At 75.1% G+C, this 19385-nt stretch carries 17 protein-coding genes, 1 rRNA gene and 1 pseudogene; 18 read left to right on the forward strand and 1 reads right to left on the reverse strand.

Annotation, left to right across the window (positions count from 1 at the left end):
- The first annotated feature begins 124 nt into the window (after positions 1-124).
- Positions 125-241: ribosomal RNA gene (gene rrf, locus KK617_RS03490) — 5S ribosomal RNA — on the forward strand.
- Positions 242-359: 118 nt separating this feature from the next.
- On the opposite strand, the pseudogene KK617_RS03495 reads toward rrf, so the two are convergent.
- A pseudogene (locus tag KK617_RS03495) lies at positions 360-1511 on the reverse strand (DUF1015 family protein); the annotation flags it as partial.
- 26 nt (positions 1512-1537) lie between these two features.
- Between KK617_RS03495 and KK617_RS03500 the strand changes: the two are divergent.
- From KK617_RS03500 to KK617_RS03580, 17 genes are all read left to right on the forward strand, one after another.
- Positions 1538-2575 (forward strand): HAD hydrolase-like protein, encoded by a 1038-nt coding sequence (locus KK617_RS03500; protein WP_277498125.1) that lies wholly within the window; start codon positions 1538-1540, stop codon positions 2573-2575.
- Between the two features lie 10 nt (positions 2576-2585).
- Complete coding sequence (locus KK617_RS03505; RefSeq protein WP_277498126.1) at positions 2586-2792, forward strand: hypothetical protein; 207 nt, start codon at positions 2586-2588, stop codon at positions 2790-2792.
- Between the two features lie 9 nt (positions 2793-2801).
- A complete protein-coding gene (locus KK617_RS03510) occupies positions 2802-3602 on the forward strand; it encodes a TlyA family RNA methyltransferase (RefSeq protein WP_277498127.1) in 801 nt (266 codons plus the stop codon).
- The gene (locus KK617_RS03515; protein ID WP_277498128.1) at positions 3599-4666 is read left to right on the forward strand and encodes an NAD kinase; all 1068 of its coding nucleotides are present in this window, start codon (positions 3599-3601) and stop codon (positions 4664-4666) included. The genes KK617_RS03510 and KK617_RS03515 overlap by 4 nt, the downstream gene beginning before the upstream one ends.
- On the forward strand, positions 4659-6443 hold the full coding sequence (gene recN, locus KK617_RS03520; protein ID WP_277498129.1) for a DNA repair protein RecN: 1785 nt from the start codon (positions 4659-4661) through the stop codon (positions 6441-6443). The genes KK617_RS03515 and recN overlap by 8 nt, the downstream gene beginning before the upstream one ends.
- Positions 6444-6597: 154 nt before the next feature.
- Positions 6598-7788, forward strand: coding sequence for a putative cytokinetic ring protein SteA (gene steA / locus KK617_RS03525; RefSeq protein WP_277498130.1), 1191 nt, complete (start codon positions 6598-6600; stop codon positions 7786-7788).
- On the forward strand, positions 7785-8669 hold the full coding sequence (locus KK617_RS03530) for a copper transporter (RefSeq protein WP_277498131.1): 885 nt from the start codon (positions 7785-7787) through the stop codon (positions 8667-8669). The genes steA and KK617_RS03530 overlap by 4 nt, the downstream gene beginning before the upstream one ends.
- Positions 8670-8701: 32 nt before the next feature.
- Positions 8702-10366 (forward strand): CTP synthase, encoded by a 1665-nt coding sequence (locus KK617_RS03535; RefSeq protein ID WP_277498132.1) that lies wholly within the window; start codon positions 8702-8704, stop codon positions 10364-10366.
- A 4-nt stretch (positions 10367-10370) separates the two neighbouring features.
- Positions 10371-11003, forward strand: a complete 633-nt coding sequence (locus KK617_RS03540; RefSeq protein ID WP_277498133.1) for an NUDIX hydrolase — start codon at positions 10371-10373, stop codon at positions 11001-11003.
- Positions 11000-11929 carry a site-specific tyrosine recombinase XerD gene (gene xerD / locus KK617_RS03545; RefSeq protein ID WP_277498244.1) on the forward strand — a complete coding sequence of 310 codons (930 nt, stop codon included), beginning with the start codon at positions 11000-11002 and terminating at the stop codon, positions 11927-11929. Before KK617_RS03540 ends, xerD begins: the two co-directional genes overlap by 4 nt.
- Positions 11930-11943: 14 nt before the next feature.
- Complete coding sequence (locus tag KK617_RS03550; protein ID WP_277498245.1) at positions 11944-14631, forward strand: DEAD/DEAH box helicase; 2688 nt, start codon at positions 11944-11946, stop codon at positions 14629-14631.
- Between the two features lie 150 nt (positions 14632-14781).
- Positions 14782-15663, forward strand: a complete 882-nt coding sequence (locus KK617_RS03555; RefSeq protein ID WP_277498134.1) for a ParA family protein — start codon at positions 14782-14784, stop codon at positions 15661-15663.
- On the forward strand, positions 15648-16019 hold the full coding sequence (locus KK617_RS03560) for a hypothetical protein (RefSeq protein WP_277498135.1): 372 nt from the start codon (positions 15648-15650) through the stop codon (positions 16017-16019). Before KK617_RS03555 ends, KK617_RS03560 begins: the two co-directional genes overlap by 16 nt.
- Positions 16016-16852 (forward strand): segregation/condensation protein A, encoded by an 837-nt coding sequence (locus KK617_RS03565; protein WP_277498136.1) that lies wholly within the window; start codon positions 16016-16018, stop codon positions 16850-16852. Before KK617_RS03560 ends, KK617_RS03565 begins: the two co-directional genes overlap by 4 nt.
- Positions 16849-17445 carry an SMC-Scp complex subunit ScpB gene (gene scpB, locus KK617_RS03570; RefSeq protein WP_277498137.1) on the forward strand — a complete coding sequence of 199 codons (597 nt, stop codon included), beginning with the start codon at positions 16849-16851 and terminating at the stop codon, positions 17443-17445. The genes KK617_RS03565 and scpB overlap by 4 nt, the downstream gene beginning before the upstream one ends.
- The gene (locus KK617_RS03575; protein WP_277498138.1) at positions 17442-18203 is read left to right on the forward strand and encodes a pseudouridine synthase; all 762 of its coding nucleotides are present in this window, start codon (positions 17442-17444) and stop codon (positions 18201-18203) included. Before scpB ends, KK617_RS03575 begins: the two co-directional genes overlap by 4 nt.
- A 56-nt stretch (positions 18204-18259) precedes the next feature.
- Positions 18260-19375, forward strand: a complete 1116-nt coding sequence (locus KK617_RS03580; RefSeq protein ID WP_277498139.1) for a prephenate dehydrogenase — start codon at positions 18260-18262, stop codon at positions 19373-19375.
- The last annotated feature ends 10 nt before the right edge of the window (positions 19376-19385 follow it).

Raw genomic sequence — 19385 nt, forward strand, 5'->3', positions numbered from 1 at the left:
CAATCGTCATGCTGCTTGTTATTGTTCGCGTCCACTGTCTGGTGTCTGAGACAACACACCATCCCGCTGCCCCCACACTTGACCGGTGGGGACGACATGCGGGGATTGTGTAAGTCAATAGAGTTACGGCGGTCATAGCGAGAGGGAAACACCCGGTCCCATTCCGAACCCGGAAGTTAAGCCTCTCAGCGCCGATGGTACTGCGACCGGGAGGTCGTGGGAGAGTAGGACGCCGCCGGACATCCTTTCGCCTAGGGCGACCCTCTTCGGAGGGTCGCCCTAGTGCTATTTCCCGACGTTCTTGACGGCTCGGTTCGACTCGCCGAGGACGGTCAGGGCGACGCAGGGCCGCGGGGTCGTCAGAACGCGCGCATGATGGCGCCGATGCTCGACTTCGGCTGGAAGGACGTCGCCTTCTCGGGGAGTCGGCGCCCGGCCGCGACGACGGCGTCCACGGCGTCGTACGTGAGAGCCGGCACGAGCACGACGGTGCGCTCCTCGGCTCCCCGTGCGGGCGACGTCAACCGCGCCAACGCCGCCTCGGCCGTGTGGTGGAACTCGACGCGGTGCGCGGGCACGTGGGGGAGGAGCTCGCGGTGGAGCACCTCGACGGGAGCGAAGGTGCTCGACTCGGGGATGGTGACGGCCCACGAGTCCTCACCCGTGGTGACGACGAGCGTCCGCTGGTCCAGCGCCACCACCGGGGAGGCGTCTCCCAGGTGCCGCAGGTCGCCGATCCCCCGCAGGCGCACCGCGTCCACCAGTGCCATGGCGTCCACGCCGTGCAGCACCCGGTGGATGGCGCCCAGGAACAGCGGGGTGTCCGACTGGTCGACCGCCATCACGAGGCCGCGGTCCCAGCCGGGCTCGGTCTCCTCGGCGTCGAGCAGCTGGTAGGCCGCGAGCCGGTGGTGCCCGTCGGCCACCAGCAGCCGTGCCTCGCGGAACGACGCCGCGAGGTCTGCGACGGCGGCCTCGTCGGTGACCGCCCAGAACCGGTGCCGCTGCCCGGCGCGGTCGACGTAGTCCGTCAGCGGCGCGGCCAGCGTGGCGTCGTCGACGCACGCGCGCGTGGCCGCACCCGCACGGTGGGCCAGCAGGATGGGGGCGGGGTTGACCCGCATGGCGTGCATGCGCGCGGCCAGCTCCTCGGCCTGGTGCCGGTCCACGTCCTCGTGGGGCACGATGCCGGGCCCGGCCAGGGTGGCCGCGGAGCGGTGCACGGCGGCCAGACCGACCACGGCCCGGACGGCCAGCCCCTGGCTGCTGTACTCATGGACGTAGAGGGCTGGGCGGTCGTCCTGCACGAGGTTGCCCAGGCGGCGCCACCGCTGGATGCGCTCGGGCACCGCCCGGTGGGGACGGGCCAGGAGGCGCGCGGACGCCGGGTCGCCGACCCGCGCCGGTGAGAGCCGCGTGGCGGCGAAGGGGTGCAGCTCGACGGGAGGACCGACCGCCGGGGCGATGGTCACGTCGTCGGGCTCCACCGAGGCATCGTAGGGTGCCGCGGCAACCCGACCGACGAAAGGGGCGACCCGTGCTGGCCACCACCGAGCGACCGCTGGGCGAGGCGCACGACCTTGTCATGCTCGACCTGGACGGCGTCGTGTACGTCGGCGGGGAGGGCGTACCGGGTGCGGCGACCCACCTGGCACACGTGCGCGAACGGGGCACCCGCCTCGCCTTCGTCACCAACAACGCCTCCCGCCCCCCGGGCGTCGTGGCGGCCCACCTGGCCGAGGTCGGCGTACCCGCCGAGGTAGCGGACGTCGTCACCTCCGCGCAGGCCGCGGCGATGCGCCTGCGTGCCCGCTGGGGTGCCGGGGCGCGCGTCGTCGCGCTCGGGGCGGCGGGCCTGCGCGAGGCCCTGGAGGAGGTCGGGCTGGTGCCCGTCGGGGCCGAGGACGAGGCGGTGGCCGTGGCGACCGGCTACGGGCCCGACGTCGTGTGGCGCGACCTCATGACGGTGGCCGTGCGGATCCGCGACGGGCTGCCCTGGACCGCGAGCAACACGGACGGCTCGATCCCGACCCCGCGCGGGCCCGCCCCCGGGCACGGCGTGCTCGTCGCCATGCTCCAGGGGTTCACCGGCGTCACCCCCGAAGTCGCCGGCAAGCCCTCGCCCCCGTTGCTGGAGACGACGATCGAGCGCTGCGGCGCCGAGCGGCCGTTGATGGTCGGCGACCGCCTCGACACCGACATCGACGGCGGGATCGCGGTCGACGTGCCGACGCTGCTGGTGATGACGGGCGTCTCCGGTCTGGCCGACCTCGCCACGTGCGCGGTGGGGCACCGGCCGTCGTACGTCGCCGCCGACCTGGGCGGTCTCCTCGAGCCGCAGCCCGCGGTCGAGGTGGTCGACGGCCGCGTCGACCTCGGGGCCTGGAGCGCCGCGGTGACCGACGGCCGCCTGCAGGTCGAGGGCCGCGGGGACGCGGCCGGCACGGCGTCGGACTGGTGGCGCGCCGCGGCGGTCGCCCTGTGGCACCACCTCGACGTCACCGGTGCGCCCGCGGACGTGGGCGCCGTCCACAGCCCGGGGCTGCCGCCGTACGACGGGGGAGCCGACAGGTAGCCTCGGCAGCATGTCCGACTCCCGTCCCGTGCCCCCGGTCGACCTCGACGACCGCGTCGGCCCGGTCGTCGTGGAGCCGACGGGCGACGCGGACGTCGACGCGGTCGTGGCCGAGCTCGCCGCCCTCGACGGCACGCCGGTCGTCGACCACGTCGCCGTGCTCGAGAGCGTCCACGCCGGGCTGCGCCGCGTGCTCGACGGCACGACGGCCGGGTGACCGCGCTCGATGCCTCCCCGCCGCCTGCGGCTCGACGCCGAGCTCGTGCGTCGCAGCCTCGCCCGCTCCCGTGAGCACGCCAGCACCCTCATCGCCGACGGTCGCGTGAGCGTCGCCGGCGCCGTCGCGACCAAGCCCGCCACCGGCGTGACCACCGACGTCGCGATCGTCGTGCGCGAAGACCCGGGCGGCCCGGAGTACGTGTCGCGCGGCGGTCACAAGCTGGTCGGCGCGCTCGACGCCTTCGGCCCCGCCGGCCTCCTCGTGGAGGGCCGCCGCTGCCTCGACGCCGGGGCCTCCACCGGCGGGTTCACCGACGTGCTGCTGCGCCGCGGCGCCGCCGAGGTGGTCGCGGTCGACGTGGGCTACGGGCAGCTCGCCTGGTCGGTGCGGCAGGACCCCCGGGTCGTGGTCCGCGACCGCACCAACATCCGCGAGCTCGACCTCACCGTCACCGACGGGCCCGTCGACCTCGTCGTCGGCGACCTGTCCTTCATCTCGCTCGTGCTCGTGCTCGAACCGCTCCTGGCGGTGACCGCACCCGACGGCGACCTCGCCCTCATGGTCAAGCCGCAGTTCGAGGTCGGCAAGGACCGCGTCGGCAAGGGCGGCGTCGTGCGCGACCTCGCCCTGCGCGCCGAGGCGGTCACGACCGTGGCCGACGCCGCGGCGGCCCGCGGCTGGGGCGCGCGCGCCGTCGCGACGAGCCCCCTGCCGGGCCCGTCGGGCAACGTGGAGTTCTTCCTGTGGCTGCGCCGCGGGCCCGCCGAGATCGACGCCAGCCACATCCTCGAGGAGGTCTCGCGGTGACCACCGACGTGCCCACGGACGTCCGCAGGGTCCTCCTGCTCACCCACACCGGCCGGGCCGGTGCCCGGGTGGTGGCCGAGGAGTTCTGCCGGGCGCTGCACGCGGGCGGGCTCGAGGTGCTCGTGCCGGCCGACGAGGCGCCCGACCTCGACCTCGACGCGGGCGCGGTGCGCGTCGTCCAGGACGGGGACCTCGCCGACGCCGGCCTCGAGCTCGCCGTCGTCATCGGCGGCGACGGCACCATCCTGCGGGCCGCCGAGCGCACCCGCGCGTCGGGGACGCCGCTGCTGGGGGTCAACCTGGGCCACGTCGGGTTCCTGGCCGAGGCCGAGCACGACGACGTGGCCTCGACCATCGAGGCGATCGTCGAGCGGCGCTACACCACCGAGGAGCGGCTGACCCTCGAGGTCACCGTGGTGGTGGGCGGTGAGGTCGTCGAGCGCACGTTCGCGCTCAACGAGGCCTCCGTCGAGAAGGCCGCGCGCGAGCGGATGCTCGAGCTGGTCCTGGAGATCGACGGGCGGCCGCTGTCGCGGTGGGGCTGCGACGGCGTCGTGCTCGCCACGCCGACGGGGTCCACGGCGTACAACTTCAGCGCGGGCGGGCCCGTCGTGTGGCCCGAGGTCGAGGCGCTGCTGATGGTGCCGATCTCGGCGCACGCCCTGTTCGCCCGCCCCATGGTGGTGGCCCCCACCTCCGTGCTGGCGGTCGAGATCGTCACGCCCGGGACCAGCGCCGGGGTCCTGTGGTGCGACGGGCGGCGCGCGGTCGACCTGCCCCAGGGGGCCCGCATCGAGGTCACCCGCGGGACGCGGCCCGTGCGGCTCGTGCGGCTGCACGCCTCGCCGTTCGCCGACCGTCTCGTCGCCAAGTTCGGCCTGCCCGTCGAGGGGTGGCGCGGCGCCGCCGAGCGCCGGCTGCGCGACCTCGCCGTCGACGCGGAGGCCACCGCCGCCGCGAGCACCCCCGTCGGCCCCGGCGGCGCCACCGCCGGCCCCGCGGACCCGACCCACCCGACCCACCCGACCCACCCGACCCACCCGACGGGAGAGCCCGGTGCTTGAGGAGATCCGCATCCGCTCGCTCGGGGTCATCGACTCCTCGACCCTGACCCTCGGCCCCGGTCTCACGGTGGTGACGGGTGAGACCGGCGCGGGCAAGACCATGGTCGTGACGGCCCTCGGCCTGCTGCTGGGCGGACGGGCCGACAGCGGGGCCGTGCGTTCGGGCTCCAAGGCCGCGCGGGTCGAGGGTGTCGTGCTGACCGGCGGGCTCGACGGGTTCGCCGCCGCGGTGGAGGAGACCGGCGGCGTCGTCGAGGACGACCGCGCCGTCCTCGCCCGCAACATCTCCGCCGAGGGTCGCAGCCGTGCGTACGCCGGCGGCGCCACCGTCCCCGTGGCCGTGCTGGGCGAGCTCGCCCAGCCGCTCGTCGCGGTGCACGGCCAGTCCGACCAGCACCGGCTGCTGCGGGCCGCTGCCCAGCGCGAGGCGCTCGACCGCTTCGGCGGCGCTCCCGTCGCCGAGGCGGCCGCGGCGTACCGGGAGCTGCACGACGCGCTCGTCACGACCGAGCGCGAGCTCGCCGACGTCGTCGCCTCGAGCCAGGAGCGGGCCCGCGAGGCCGAGCTGCTGCGCTTCGGGCTGGACCAGATCGCGGAGGTCGCGCCCGGTGCCGGCGAGGAGGACGAGCTGGCCGCGGAGGAGTCCCGCCTGGGGTACGCCGACGAGCTGCGCACGGCCGCCGAGACCGCCCGCGAGGCGCTGTCGAGCGAGGTGGGCGCCCCCGACGCGCTCGGCGCCATGGCGGCGGCCCGCAGCGCGCTCGACGGTGTCGCCGAGCACGACCCGGCCGCCGCGGCGCTCGCCCAGCGGCTCGCCGAGGTGGGCTACCTCCTCACCGACCTCGCGGGAGACGTCGCGTCGTACGCCACGGGCGTCGAGGTCGACCCCGCCCGGCTCGCCGCCGTCTCCGAGCGCCGCGCCGCGCTCATCGCCCTCACCCGCAAGTACGGCGACACCATTGCCGAGGTGCTCTCCTGGTCGGAGCGCTCCGCGCGCCGATTGACCGAGCTGGAGTCCGCCGACGACAGCATCGACGAGCTGCGCGCGCGGCGCCGCACGCTGCGGGACCAGCTGGCCGAGGTCGGATCCCGCCTCAGCACCGCCCGCACCGACGCCGCCGGCCGGCTCGCCGAGCGGGTCGAGGCCGAGCTGGGCCACCTCGCCATGCCGCACGCCCGCTTCCGGATCGACGTGCGCCAGCAGGAGGTCGACCCCGGCGCCGGTGACGGGGACGGCGCCGGGGACGGCACCGAGCGGGCGCCGCTGCGGGTGGGGGAGCGCGTGCTCCGCTTCGCCCGCCACGGCCTCGACGAGGTCGAGATGCTGCTGGCGGCCAACACCGGCGCCGACCCGCGCCCGTTGACCAAGGGCGCGTCGGGGGGTGAGCTGTCCCGGGTGATGCTGGCCCTGGAGGTCTCGCTGGCAGCGACGAGCCCGGTGCCGACCTTCGTGTTCGACGAGGTCGACGCGGGCGTCGGGGGCAAGGCGGGCATCGAGATCGGGCGCCGCCTCGCGGGTCTCGCCGTGCACAAGCAGGTGCTCGTGGTCACCCACCTGCCGCAGGTGGCGGCGTACGCGGACACCCACGTCCTCGTGCGCAAGGAGAGCGACGGCTCGGTGACCAGCTCGGGCCTGACGGTGCTCGACGAGGGGGCACGCGAGCAGGAGCTGTCGCGGATGCTGGCGGGCCTGGAGTCCTCCGACACCGCCGTGGCGCACGCCCGCGAGCTGCTGGCCAGCGCCGCGCGGGACCGCGCGGCAGCCGCCCGCGCCTGAGCCCCCGCCTGAGCCCCCGCCTGCGCGCCCGAGCGCCCGCCGGGGCGGCTCCGGGGCGGCTCCGGGGTTGCCCCGGGACGAGACCGAGGGCACCGCGACGCGCCCGTCCCGCTTGCCGCCCACGGGGCCCGGGCGCTGTCACCATGGACGGGTCATGAGACTGCGCACCCGATCCGACGGCCCCGACGTCCTCCCCGGCACCACCGGCACCGCACGCGTCGGACGACGCGTCTCGGCGCTGCTGCCCCGTCTGCGGAAGGGGGACGTCGCCGTCGTCGACCTCGTCGACATGGACAGCTCGACGGCCCAGTCGCTCGTCGACGTCGGCGTGGTCGCGGTGCTCAACCTGCAGTCGATGATCTCGGGCCGCTACCCCAACCGCGGGCCCCAGGTGCTGGTCGACGCGGGCGTGGTCGTCGTCGACGAGCTGGGCTCCGCCGGCGGCCTGCGCGACGGCGCCGTGGTCCGGGTGCACGAGGGCCGGGTGCACGTCGGGGACGTCGCCGAGGCCGTCGCGACGGGTCGCGTGGTCGACGCCGCGCTCGTCACCCGCCAGCTCGAGGCGGCCCGCGAGGGCCTCACCAGCCAGCTCGACACCTTCACCCACAACGCCAGCGAGTTCCTGCGCCGCGAGCAGGACCTCCTGCTCCACGGCCAGGGCGTGCCGCTGCCGGCGACGCCCATCGAGGGGCGCCCCGTGGTCGTCGTCGTCCGCGGCGAGGACAGCGCGGCGCAGCTCGACGGCCTGTCCCGTTTCCTGCGCGAGCAGCGCCCCGTCCTCGTCGGCGTCGACCGCGCCGCCGACGACCTCCTCGAGGCCGGGCGGCCCGCCGACGTCGTCGTGCTGAGCAGCGGCCTCGACGCCGCCCTGCCCACGACCAAGGCGCTCAAGGCCGCGACCGACGTCATCGCCGTCGTGCCCGAGGGCATCAGCCGCGAGGCCTCCGCGCAGCTCGACCGGCTCGGCGTGCGGCCCCGCAAGGTGCAGACCCAGGCCACGGCGGAGGACGTCGCCCTGCTCGTCGCCGATCGCCAGGAGGCCTCCGTCATCGTCGGCGTCGGCGTCGGCGCGACCCTCCACGACTTCCTCGACCGGCAGCGCGCCGGTCTCGCCAGCACCTACCTGACCCGGCTCAAGGTCGGCCCCCGCCTCGTGGACGCGGCCGCCGTGCCGACGCTCTACTCCGGCCGGGTGCGTCCGGTGCACCTGCTCCTCCTGGTGCTCGTGGGCCTGCTGGCCCTCGTCGCCGCCATCTCCGTGACGCCCGTGGGCCAGGAGTGGGGCGACGACCTCGCCGCCCGGGCCCGCGACCTCGTCGACTACATCCAAGGACTCTTCTCGTGATCACGTTCCGCCAGCACCTCGTCACCCTCGTCGCCGTCTTCGCCGCGCTGGCGGTGGGCGTCGTCCTCGGTGGGGGCCCGCTCTCGGAGGTCGGTCGCAACGAGCCCGCGGCGGCCCCGACCACCACGCGCTCCGACGACGGGCTGCGTGCGTCGTACGGCGACGAGTTCGCGGCCACCGCGGCGCCCGCGCTGTACGGCGAGCGGCTCGCGGGGCAGCAGGTCGCCCTGGTGACGCTGGCCGGGGCCGACCCCGAGGTCGTCGCGGGTGTCGTGGGCCAGGTCGAGGCCGCGGGCGCCCAGGTCGCGGCGCGCTACGACGGCCGTGAGCGCCTCACCCTGCCCGACGACCAGGGCATGGCGGACTCCCTGGCCACCCGCCTCGTCGAGGACCTCGACCTGGCCGAGACCGTGCCGAGCGACCTGCCCTCGCACGAGCGCGTGGGCCGGCTCATCGGCCGGGCCGTCGCGAGCACCGAGACCGAGGGCGAGGAGGCGGACGCCGCCGCGGGCACGATCCTCGAGGCGCTGCGCACCGGCGAGATGCTCGACGGGCCGGCGACGGCGCCGGGCCGCGTGCCGCTCGTGCTCGTCGTGCTCGGCGAGGACCGGGAGGACGCCGCGGCGAACGCGCTCGTGGCCGGCCTGACCGAGGGGCTCGCCGCGGCGGCCGTCGGCGAGGTCGTCGTGGGCACGACGGCGTCGGGCGAGGAGGGCACGCTGGCCCAGCTGCGCTCCGAGGTCGAGGGCGTGAGCACCGTCGACGGCGGCGAGACCACCGTGGGCCAGGTGTCCTCGGTGCTGGCCCTCGCGGCCGCCCTGGACGGCACCACGGGGGCGTTCGGGGCCTCCGGGGCCGACGGCGCCGTTCCCGTCGGCTGAGCACCGCCGGATCTCGGGTAGGGTGGAAGCCCGTGAAGCACTCGACGCCCACGAAGCACGTATTCGTCACCGGGGGCGTCGCCTCCTCCCTCGGCAAGGGGCTCACGGCCTCTAGCCTCGGCAACCTCCTGAAGGCCCGCGGGCTCACGGTCACGATGCAGAAGCTGGACCCGTACCTCAACGTGGACCCCGGCACGATGAACCCCTTCCAGCACGGTGAGGTCTTCGTCACCAACGACGGGGCCGAGACCGACCTCGACATCGGGCACTACGAGCGGTTCCTCGACACCGACCTCAACCAGATCGCGAACGTCACGACGGGGCAGGTCTACTCGACCGTCATCCAGCGGGAGCGGCGCGGCGACTACCTGGGCGACACGGTCCAGGTCATCCCGCACATCACGAACGAGATCAAGGACCGCATGCTCGCCATGGGCGGCGAGGGCGTCGACGTCGTGCTGCACGAGATCGGGGGCACGGTCGGCGACATCGAGTCGCAGCCGTTCCTCGAGTCGGCGCGCCAGGTGCGCCACGAGGTCGGCCGCGACAACTGCTTCTTCATCCACGTCTCGCTGGTGCCCTACATCGGCCCGTCGGGGGAGCTGAAGACCAAGCCCACGCAGCACTCGGTCGCCGCGCTGCGCTCGATCGGCATCCAGCCGGACGCCGTCGTGTGCCGCGCCGACCGCGACCTGCCGGTCTCCATCAAGCGCAAGATCGCGCTCATGTGCGACGTGGACGACGAGGCCGTCATCACCTGCGCCGACGCGCCGTCGATCTACGACATCCCGAAGGTGCTGCACCGCGAGGGCCTGGACGCCTACGTCGTGCGCCGCCTCGACCTGCCGTTCCGCGACGTCGACTGGTCGTCGTGGGACGACCTGCTGCGCCGCGTGCACCACCCGGCCGAGGAGGTCACGGTCGCCCTCGTCGGCAAGTACGTCGACCTGCCGGACGCCTACCTGTCCGTCGCCGAGGCGCTGCGCGCCGGCGGCTTCGCGCACGAGGCGAAGGTGCACCTGCGCTGGGTGCCCTCCGACGAGTGCGCCACGCCGGCCGGCGCCGCCCGCGCGCTGGAGGACGTCGACGCGATCTGCGTGCCCGGCGGCTTCGGCATCCGCGGCCTCGAGGGCAAGCTCGGCGCCCTGACGCACGCGCGGACCCACGGCGTACCGACGCTCGGGCTGTGCCTGGGCCTGCAGAGCATGGTCATCGAGTACGCGCGGAACGTGGCGGGCCTCGGCGCCGCCGACTCGACCGAGTTCGACCCCGCCACCCCCGAGCCGGTCATCGCGACCATGGCCGAGCAGGCGGCGTACGTCGAGGGGGCCGGCGACCTGGGCGGCACGATGCGGCTCGGGCTCTACCCGGCCGACCTCGCCGAGGGCTCGATCGTGCGCGAGGTCTACGGCACCGGGCGGGTGGAGGAGCGCCACCGCCACCGCTACGAGGTCAACAACGCCTACCGCGCTCGGCTGGAGGAGGCCGGTCTCGTGTTCTCCGGTCGCTCGCCCGACGACGAGCTCGTCGAGTTCGTCGAGCTGCCGCGCGAGGTGCACCCGTACTACGTCTCGACCCAGGCGCACCCCGAGCTGATGTCGCGCCCGACGCGGCCGCACCCGCTCTTCGCGGGCCTCGTGCGGGCGGCGCTCGTGCGCCAGCGCGAGCTGCTCATCCCGATCGACGGGGGCGAGTGACCCGGTGACCGACGAGCAGCGCGACCCCGGGGAGCTCCGCGACGAGCCCGCCGCCTGGCCGGTGGAGTCCAGCGAGGACCTCCACCGCGACGGGTGGGTCGTCGCGCTGCGGGCCGACCGGATCCGCCGCCCCGGCGCCGACGACGAGGCGCCGTTCCGGCGCATCGTGCTCGAGCACCCCGGCGCGGCGGTCGTCCTCGCGGTCGACGACGACGACCGCGTGCTGTGCCTGCGCCAGTACCGCCACGCCGCGCGGACGCGCTTCGTCGAGCTGCCCGCGGGCCTGCTCGACGTGGCGGGGGAGCCGGCGCTGGAGGTCGCGCGCCGCGAGCTGCGCGAGGAGGCGGCGTTCGAGGCGGAGCGCTGGACGCACCTCGTCACGACGTACCCCTCGCCCGGGATCAGCAGCGAGAAGGCCTCCATCTTCCTGGCCGAGGGCCTGCGGGCCACCGACCGCGGCGACTTCGTGCTCCAGCACGAGGAGGCCGACATGGAGATGCTGTGGGTGCCGTTCGCCGAGCTGCTCGACGGCGTGCTCGCGGGACGCATCACCGACGCCCCCGTGGTCATCGCCGTGCTCGTGCTGCACGCGCGGCGCGTCCGGGGCGTGACCGGCGAGCCGGAGCCGACGTCCTGAGCGGCCCGACCGGAATCGAGCGGGCGGTCGCGACCTACCTCGACCACCTCACGGTCGAGCGCGGGTCGGCCCGCAACACGCTGGTCTCCTACCGCCGCGACCTGCGCCGGTACGCCGCGCACCTCGCCGCCCGCGGCATCTCCACGCTCGACGCGGTCACGACGCCGGTGGTGGCCGACTTCCTCGTCGCGCTGCGCACCGGCGACGACGCCCACCCGCCGCTCGGCGCCAGCTCGGCGGCGCGCACACTCGTCGCCGTGCGCGGGTTCCACCGGTTCGCGCTGCGCGACGGGCTCGTCACCCACGACCCGGCCGCCGAGGTGAAGCCCCCGACGCCGACCAAGCGGCTGCCGAAGGCGCTGCCGCTGAGCGACGTCGAGGCCATCCTCGACGCCGCCGGCGCCGCGGGCACGACGCTCGCGCTCCGCGACCGCGCGCTGCTCGAGCTGCTCTACGGCACCGGCGCCCGCATCTCCGAGGCCGTCGGACTCGACGTGGACGACGTCGACCGCACCGAGGGCACCGTGTGGCTGCGGGGCAAGGGCGGCAAGGAGCGCGTCGTCCCCGTCGGCTCGTACGCGCTGGAGGCCCTCGACCGCTACCTGGTGCGCGCCCGGCCCGAGCTCGTCGCGACGGGCGGCGGCACGCCCGCGCTGTTCCTCAACGCCCGCGGCGGGCGCCTGTCGCGGCAGAGCGCGTGGACCGTGCTGGTGCGCTCCGCCGACCGCGCCGGCGTCCGGGCCGACGTCTCGCCGCACACGCTGCGTCACTCCTTCGCCACCCACCTGCTCGACGGCGGCGCCGACGTCCGCGTGGTGCAGGAGCTCCTGGGCCACGCCTCGGTGACCACGACGCAGATCTACACGCTCGTGACCGTCGACAACCTGCGCGAGGCCTTCGCCCTCGCGCACCCCCGCGCCCGGTGAGCCCGGTGAGCGCCGTGGGCCCCGTGCCCCCGGTGAAGGAGCCGCTGCTCGCCGTCGTCGACGCCGCGGGCCCCGACCCCGACGCGTTGTACGACGGGTTCACCGCCTGGGCGCAGGAGCGCGGCGTACCGCTCTACCCCCACCAGGACGAGGCCGTCCTCGAGCTGCTGGGCGGGGCCAACGTCGTGCTGGCCACGCCCACCGGGTCGGGCAAGTCGCTGGTCGCGGCCGCGGCGCACGCCGCCGCGCTCGCCCAGGACCGCGTCAGCTTCTACACCGCTCCGATCAAGGCGCTCGTCAGCGAGAAGTTCTTCGACCTCTGCGCGCTCTTCGGGGCCGAGAACGTCGGCATGCTCACCGGTGACGCCGCCGTCAACGCGGACGCGCCCATCATCTGCTGCACCGCCGAGATCCTGGCCAACCTCGCGCTGCGCGAGGGCGAGGGGGCCGACGTCGGCCTCGTGGTGATGGACGAGTTCCACTACTACGGCGAGCCCGACCGCGGGTGGGCCTGGCAGGTGCCGCTCCTGACGCTGCCGCACGCCCAGTTCCTGCTCATGTCGGCCACGCTGGGCGACACGACGGCGATCCGGGCGGACCTCACGCGTCGTACCGGGCGGGAGACCGCGCTCGTGGCGGACGCCCCGCGTCCCGTTCCCCTCGACTTCCGGTGGTCCCTGACGCCGGTGGCGGAGACGCTCGAGGAGCTGGTCTCCACGCGGCAGGCGCCGGTCTACGTCGTGCACTTCACCCAGGCCGCGGCCGTCGAGCACGCCGTGGGCCTCGTCGGCCCCGGCGGGCTGACGGTGCTGACGGGTCGGCGCGACGACGCGTGGAAGGAGCAGAAGGCCCGCATCGCGGCGCACCTGGCCGACTTCCGCTTCGGCGCCGGCTTCGGCAAGACGCTCTCGAAGCTGCTGCGCTCCGGGATCGGCGTGCACCACGCCGGGATGCTGCCGCGCTACCGGCGCCTCGTGGAGCAGCTGGCCCAGGAGGGGCTGCTCGCCGTCATCTGCGGCACCGACACCCTCGGCGTGGGCATCAACGTGCCGATCCGCACCGTCCTCTTCACGGGCCTCGCGAAGTTCGACGGCTCGCGCCAGCGCGTGCTGCGCACCCGCGAGTTCCTCCAGATCGCCGGGCGCGCCGGCCGGGCCGGGTTCGACACCATGGGGTACGTCGTGGTGCAGGCCCCCGAGCACGTCATCGAGAACGAGCGGGCCAAGGCCAAGGCCGAGGCGAGGAACGCCGCGATGAGCGAGGAGAAGCGCGCCAAGCGGAAGAGCAAGGCGCAGCTGCGCAAGCCGCCCGAGGGCACGATCGTGTGGTCGGAGCAGACCTTCGACAAGCTGGTCGCCGGCGCGCCCGAGCCGCTGGCCTCGCGGATGCGCATCACCAACGCGATCCTGCTCGCCGTCCTCGCCCGCCAGGAGGACGCGTTCCCGGTGCTCCGCCGGCTCCTGACGGACAACCACGAGGACCGGCGCAACCAGCTGCGCCTGGCCCGGCGCGCCCTGCGCCTGACCCGCAGCCTCCTGACCTCGGGGGTGGTGCGCCGCCTCGACGAGCCCGACGCGCACGGGCGCCGCTACGTGCTCACCGAGGCGCTGCCGGTCGACTTCGCCCTCAACCAGCCGCTGGCGCACTTCGCGCTGGCCGCGCTCGACGTGCTCGACCCGGAGTCCCCGACGTACACCCTCGACGTCGTCTCGACGATCGAGGCCGTGCTCGACCCGCCGCGCCAGGTGCTGATGGCGCAGCAGTTCGCGCTGCGCGGCGAGGCCGTCGCCGAGATGAAGGCCGACGGGATCGAGTACGAGGAGCGCATGGCGCTGCTCGAGCAGATCACCTGGCCGCAGCCGCTGCGCGAGCTGCTCGAGGGCGTCTACGAGGTCTACCGCACGGCTCACCCGTGGCTGCCGGAGGACGCGCTGTCGCCGAAGTCGGTGGTGCGCGAGATGTACGAGCAGGCGATGAGCTTCACCGACCTCGTCTCGCGCTACGGGCTCGCGCGCTCGGAGGGCGTGGTGCTGCGCTACCTCTCCGACGCCTACCGCACGCTGCGCAGCACGGTCCCGGCCGCCCACCGCACCGACGAGCTCGAGGACATCGTGGCGTGGCTGGGGGAGACCGTGCGCCAGACCGACTCCAGCCTCGTCGACGAGTGGGAGGCGCTGGGCTCGGACGACCCCGAGGCGGTACGGCGGGCCGCGGCCGAGCGCGCCGCCGGCGTGGCCCCGGTGCCCGGCGGCAGCCGCCCCCTCTCGGCGCAGCCCGCGCTGCGCGTGATGGTGCGCAACGCCGCGTTCGCCCGCGTGCTGCGCTTCGCGCGCGACGACCTCGACGGCCTCGTGCGGGCCGAGCGCCTCGCCGCGGACCGCGTGGAGCCGCCCCGGCAGGTGCTGGTGGGCCGCTCGGTGTGGGACGCGGCGCTGGAGGAGTACTTCGCCGAGCACGACGAGGTGCGCACCGGGGCCGATGCCCGCGGGCCCGCCCTGCTCGACGTCGTCGAGGACCGCGGCCCGGCGCCGGGCCACCCCGACGGCGAGGACGCGCCGGTCGTGCGGCTGCTGCGGGTCACGCAGGTGCTCGACGACCCGGCCGGTCACCACGACTGGATCATCGAGTCGGCGGTGGACCTCGACGCCACCGACGAGACCGGCGAGCTGCTGCTGCTCACCACGGCGGTGCGGCGGCGCTGACGCCGGGCGGGGGCGGCGGTAGAGTCGCCCGCGGGCCGAGTCGACTAGTCGACGGACCCGGGTCCCGGGCCCGGTGCGCCGCCCACCCGCAGCACAGGACCGCCCGCAGCACAGGACCGACCGTCCGCCACCGTGGAGGAGCCAGACCGCGTGACCGACCCCCTGCCGTTCGCCACCGACACCGCGACCGAGCGGCTCGGACCCACCGGCAGGCCGCTCCCGGTCTTCCCGGAGCCCCCGCCGGTCACCCACCACGGCAACGGCCGCGTCGTGGCGATGTGCAACCAGAAGGGCGGCGTCGGCAAGACGACGACCGCGATCAACCTGGGTGCCGCGCTCGCCGAGCTGGGCCGCACCGTGCTGCTCGTCGACTTCGACCCCCAGGGGTCGCTCTCGGTCGGCCTCGGTCTCAACCCGCACGAGATGGACCTGTCGGTCTACAACCTGCTGATGGAGCGCGACGTCACCATCGACGACGTCGTCGTGGAGACCGGCGTGCCGGGCATGGACCTGCTGCCCTCCAACATCGACCTGTCGGCCGCCGAGGTGCAGCTCGTGCACGAGGTGGCCCGCGAGCAGACCCTCGCGCGGGTGCTCGCACCCGCCGTCGAGCGGTACGACGTCGTGCTCATCGACTGCCAGCCCTCACTCGGCCTGCTGACCGTCAACGCCCTGACCGCCGCCGACGGCGTCATCGTGCCGTTGGAGTGCGAGTACTTCGCGCTGCGCGGCGTGGCCCTGCTGAAGACGACCATCGACAAGGTCGCGGAGCGGCTCAACCCGCGCCTGACGATCGACGGGGTGCTCGGCACCATGTACGACGGGCGCACTCTCCACGGCCGCGAGGTCATGGAGCGCCTGGTGCAGGCGTGGGGCGACACGGTCTTCCACACCGTCATCCGCCGCACCGTGAAGTTCTCCGACTCCACGGTCGCCGGCGAGCCCATCACCAGCTACGCCTCGAAGTCGACGGGGGCCGACTCCTACCGCCAGCTCGCGAAGGAGGTGCTCGCCCGGTGGCCCGGCGCGTGAGCCTGCCGCCGGCCGACGACCTCTTCCGCCCGACCGCGCCCGTCGCGGACGGCGACGCAGCGCCGGCGCCACCCGCCGTACCCGCCCCGGCGGACGGGTCGGCGAGCGCCTCGGCGCAGCCGGCGGGGGCGCGACGACCGAGCGGGCGCGTCAAGCACGACGAGAAGATGACGGTCTACGTGACCTCCGCCGAGCTGCTCGACATCGAGCAGGCGCGGCTGCGGCTGCGGGCCGAGCTGGGCACGGCGGTCGACCGGGGGCGGCTGGTCCGCGAGGCCGTCGCGCTGGCGCTGGCCGACCTGGAGGAGAACGGCGAGGCCAGCGCGCTCGCGCGGCGCCTGCGTGGCGAGGGATGACGCTCGCGGACCCCGAGCCCACCGCTGACGCGGCGCCGGCCTTCGCGGTCCGCCTCGACAACTTCGAGGGACCGTTCGACCTCCTGCTCAACCTCATCGCCAAGCACCGGCTCGACGTCACCGAGGTGGCCCTGTCGCGGGTGACGGACGAGTTCATCGCCCACGTCAAGGCCGGTGGCCCGGTCTGGGACCTGGAGCAGACGACGTCGTTCCTGCTCGTCGCGGCGACCCTGCTAGACCTCAAGACCACCCGCCTGCTGCCGTCGGCCGAGGTGGAGGACGAGGAGGACCTCGCGCTGCTGGAGGCCCGCGACCTGCTGTTCGCCCGGCTGCTGCAGTACAAGGCGTACCGCCAGGTCGCCGGGGTGCTCGAGCGTCGGCTGGCCGAGGAGTCCCTGCGCCACCCTCGTGCGGTCGGCCTCGACGAGCGGTTCGCGACGCTCCTGCCGGAGGTGCTCATCGGCATCGGGCTGGAGGAGTTCGCCCGCCTCGCGGCCCGGGCCTCGGCGCCCCGCGCCGCGCCGGAGGTGTCGCTGGCGCACATCCACGCCCCGGCGGTCAGCGTGCGGGAGCAGGCGGCGGTCGTCGTGGCGCGCCTGCGGCGCCAGGGCGCGCTGACGTTCCGCTCGCTGGTGGCCGACGCCCCCGACACCCTGACGACGGTGGCCCGCTTCCTCTCGCTGCTCGAGCTGTTCCGCGAGGGCGTCGTCGCCTTCGACCAGGCGGTCGCCCTCGGCGAGCTCACGGTGCGCTGGACCGGGGGCGAGACCACCGACGTCGAGATCACCGACGAGTTCGACGGCACCCCCGTGCCGGCCCAGGAGGACCGATGACCACCCAGCCCGACGGCCCGACCCCCGACGCCGGCCCCGACCCCGGCCTCGACCCCGCAGACCTGCACCCGGCGCTCGAGGCGGTGCTGATGGTCGCCGACCAGCCGCTGCCCGCGGTCGTGCTCGCCGCGGCGCTCCGGCGCTCCGTCGACGAGGTCGAGGCCGCGCTGCGCGACCTCGAGGCGGGGTACGCCGCGCAGCGGCGCGGCTTCGAGCTGCGCGCCGTCGCCGGGGGCTGGCGCTACTACACGCGCGAGGAGTTCGCGCCCGTGGTCGAGCGGTTCGTCCTCGAGGGGCAGTCGGCCCGCCTGACGCAGGCCGCGCTCGAGACGCTCGCGATCGTCGCCTACCAGCAGCCGGTGTCGCGGGCCCGCGTCTCGGCGGTGCGGGGCGTCAACGTGGACGGCGTCATGCGCACCCTGCTCGCCCGCGGCCTGGTCGAGGAGGCCGGGCAGGACGAGACGAGCGGCGCGCACCTGTACCGCACGACGTCGTACTTCCTCGAGCGCCTCGGCATCACCTCGCTCGACGAGCTGCCCGAGCTCGCGCCGTACCTGCCCGCGATGGACGACCTGGAGGAGCCCGGACGATGAGGGAGATCGAGACCGACGCCGAGGGCCTGGTGCGGCTGCAGAAGCTGCTCGCCCAGTCGGGGGTGGCGTCGCGCCGCCGCTGCGAGGAGCTGATGCTCGACGGCCTCGTCGAGGTCGACGGCGAGGTCGTCACCCGCCTCGGCACGAAGGTCGACCCGCGCACCGCGGTGATCCGCGTCGACGGCGAGCGGCTGCCGCCGATCTCCGACCACGTCTACCTCGTGCTCAACAAGCCCCGCGGCGTGGTCTCGACGATGAGCGACCCCGAGGGCCGCCGCACCCTGTCGGACCTCGTGGCGGACCGCCCCGAGCGGCTGTTCCACGTCGGGCGGCTCGACACCGACACCAGCGGGCTGATCCTGCTCACCAACGACGGCGACTTCGCGCAGCGGATGGCGCACCCGTCGTACGAGGTCGACAAGACCTACGTGGCCGAGGTGGACGGCGACGTCAGCCGCGAGACGCTGACCCGGCTGCGCGACGGCGTCGAGCTCGAGGACGGGCCGGTGACGCTCACCGGCGTCCGCCTCGTCGAGCGTGGCGCCGGCGGCGCGCGGGGCCGTTCCATCGTCGAGCTGGTGCTGCACGAGGGCCGCAACCGCATCGTGCGTCGCCTGCTCGACGAGGTGGGTCACCCGGTACGACGCCTGACCCGCACCCGCATCGGCCCCGTCGACCTGCGGGGCATGCGGAACGGGGAGCTGCGCGAGCTGACCCGCGAGGAGCTCGGCGCGCTGCTCGACAGCGCCCGGCTCTGACACCCGGCCCCGACCACCCGGCTCCGACCCCCGCGCCCGGGCAGTAGCCTGTGCCGGTGTCCGAGGCGCCCCCTGATCTCCCGCCGCCGGGGACCGCAGCGGCCCCCGGCACCGTCCTCGTCGTCGGAGCGGGGCTGATCGGCACCTCCGTCGCCCTGGCGCTGACGGCCGCCGGCCACGACGTCCTCGTCGCCGACGCGCAGCCGGAGAACGTCCGCACCGCCACGCAGCTCGGGGCCGGTCTCGACGCGGCCACCGTGCCCGACCCCGACGTGGCGCTCGTCGTCGTGGCGGTGCCCCCGGACGCCCTGGGCGCGGTGGTCACCGACCGGCTGCTGCGCCACCCCCGCGCGGTCGTCACCGACGTCGGCAGCATCAAGGACCAGCCGCTGCGCGAGGTGCTCGCGGGTCCGGCCGCCGGGGAGGTCGCCCGGTACGTCGGGTCGCACCCGATGGCGGGCAGCGAGCGGTCCGGCCCGCTCGCGGCCTCGTCCACCCTGTTCGAGGGCCGACCGTGGGCCATCACGCCGCACCCGGACGCGCCGCGGTCCGCGGTGGAGCTCGTGGAGGCCGTGGTGCGCACCTGCGGTGCCGTCGTCGTGTGGCTGACCCCGGCCGAGCACGACCGCGCGGTGGCCCGCACCTCGCACGTGCCGCACCTGCTCTCCGCGCTCGTGGCGGGGCGTCTGGCCGAGGCGCCGGAGCAGCACCTCGCGCTGGCCGGTCAGGGGGTGCGCGACGTGACGCGCGTCGCCGCCGGCGACCCCGCGCTCTACGGCCAGATCGTCGCCGGCAACGCGGACGCCGTGCTCGACCTGCTGACCGAGGTGCGGGCGGAGCTCGACCGCGTGATCGCCGCCGTGGGGGAGGGGGACCGGCACCAGCTGGGCGCCGTGCTCGAGCGCGGCGTCGCGGGCACCCGGGCCATCCCCGCCAAGCACGGCGGACCCCCGCGCCCCCTCCGCTCGGTCTGGGTCTCGGTCCCCGACGCCCCGGGAGCGCTGGCGCGCCTCTTCGCCGACGCGGTGGCCAGCGGCGTCAACATCGAGGACATCCGCATCGACCACGACCCGGGTCGCCCCACCGGTCTCGTCGAGCTCGTCGTGGACGCGACCCGGGCGGAGCACCTGCTGGCCTCGCTCGAGGAGCGGGCCTGGGTGACGCACCGGTAGGCTGCTCGCC

It is taken from the genome of Nocardioides sp. ChNu-99 (genome assembly GCF_029493445.1).
GTDB lineage: Bacteria > Actinomycetota > Actinomycetes > Propionibacteriales > Nocardioidaceae > Nocardioides.

What these genes read in the sequence shown, in the direction of transcription:
- KK617_RS03505 (WP_277498126.1), top strand. Translation starts at nt 2,586, where the DNA reads ATGTCCGACTCCCGTCCCGTGCCCCCGGTCGACCTCGACGACCGCGTC.
- KK617_RS03510 (WP_277498127.1), top strand. Translation starts at nt 2,802, where the DNA reads ATGCCTCCCCGCCGCCTGCGGCTCGACGCCGAGCTCGTGCGTCGCAGC.
- steA (WP_277498130.1), top strand. Translation starts at nt 6,598, where the DNA reads ATGAGACTGCGCACCCGATCCGACGGCCCCGACGTCCTCCCCGGCACC.
- KK617_RS03565 (WP_277498136.1), top strand. Translation starts at nt 16,016, where the DNA reads ATGACGCTCGCGGACCCCGAGCCCACCGCTGACGCGGCGCCGGCCTTC.
- scpB (WP_277498137.1), top strand. Translation starts at nt 16,849, where the DNA reads ATGACCACCCAGCCCGACGGCCCGACCCCCGACGCCGGCCCCGACCCC.
- KK617_RS03575 (WP_277498138.1), top strand. Translation starts at nt 17,442, where the DNA reads ATGAGGGAGATCGAGACCGACGCCGAGGGCCTGGTGCGGCTGCAGAAG.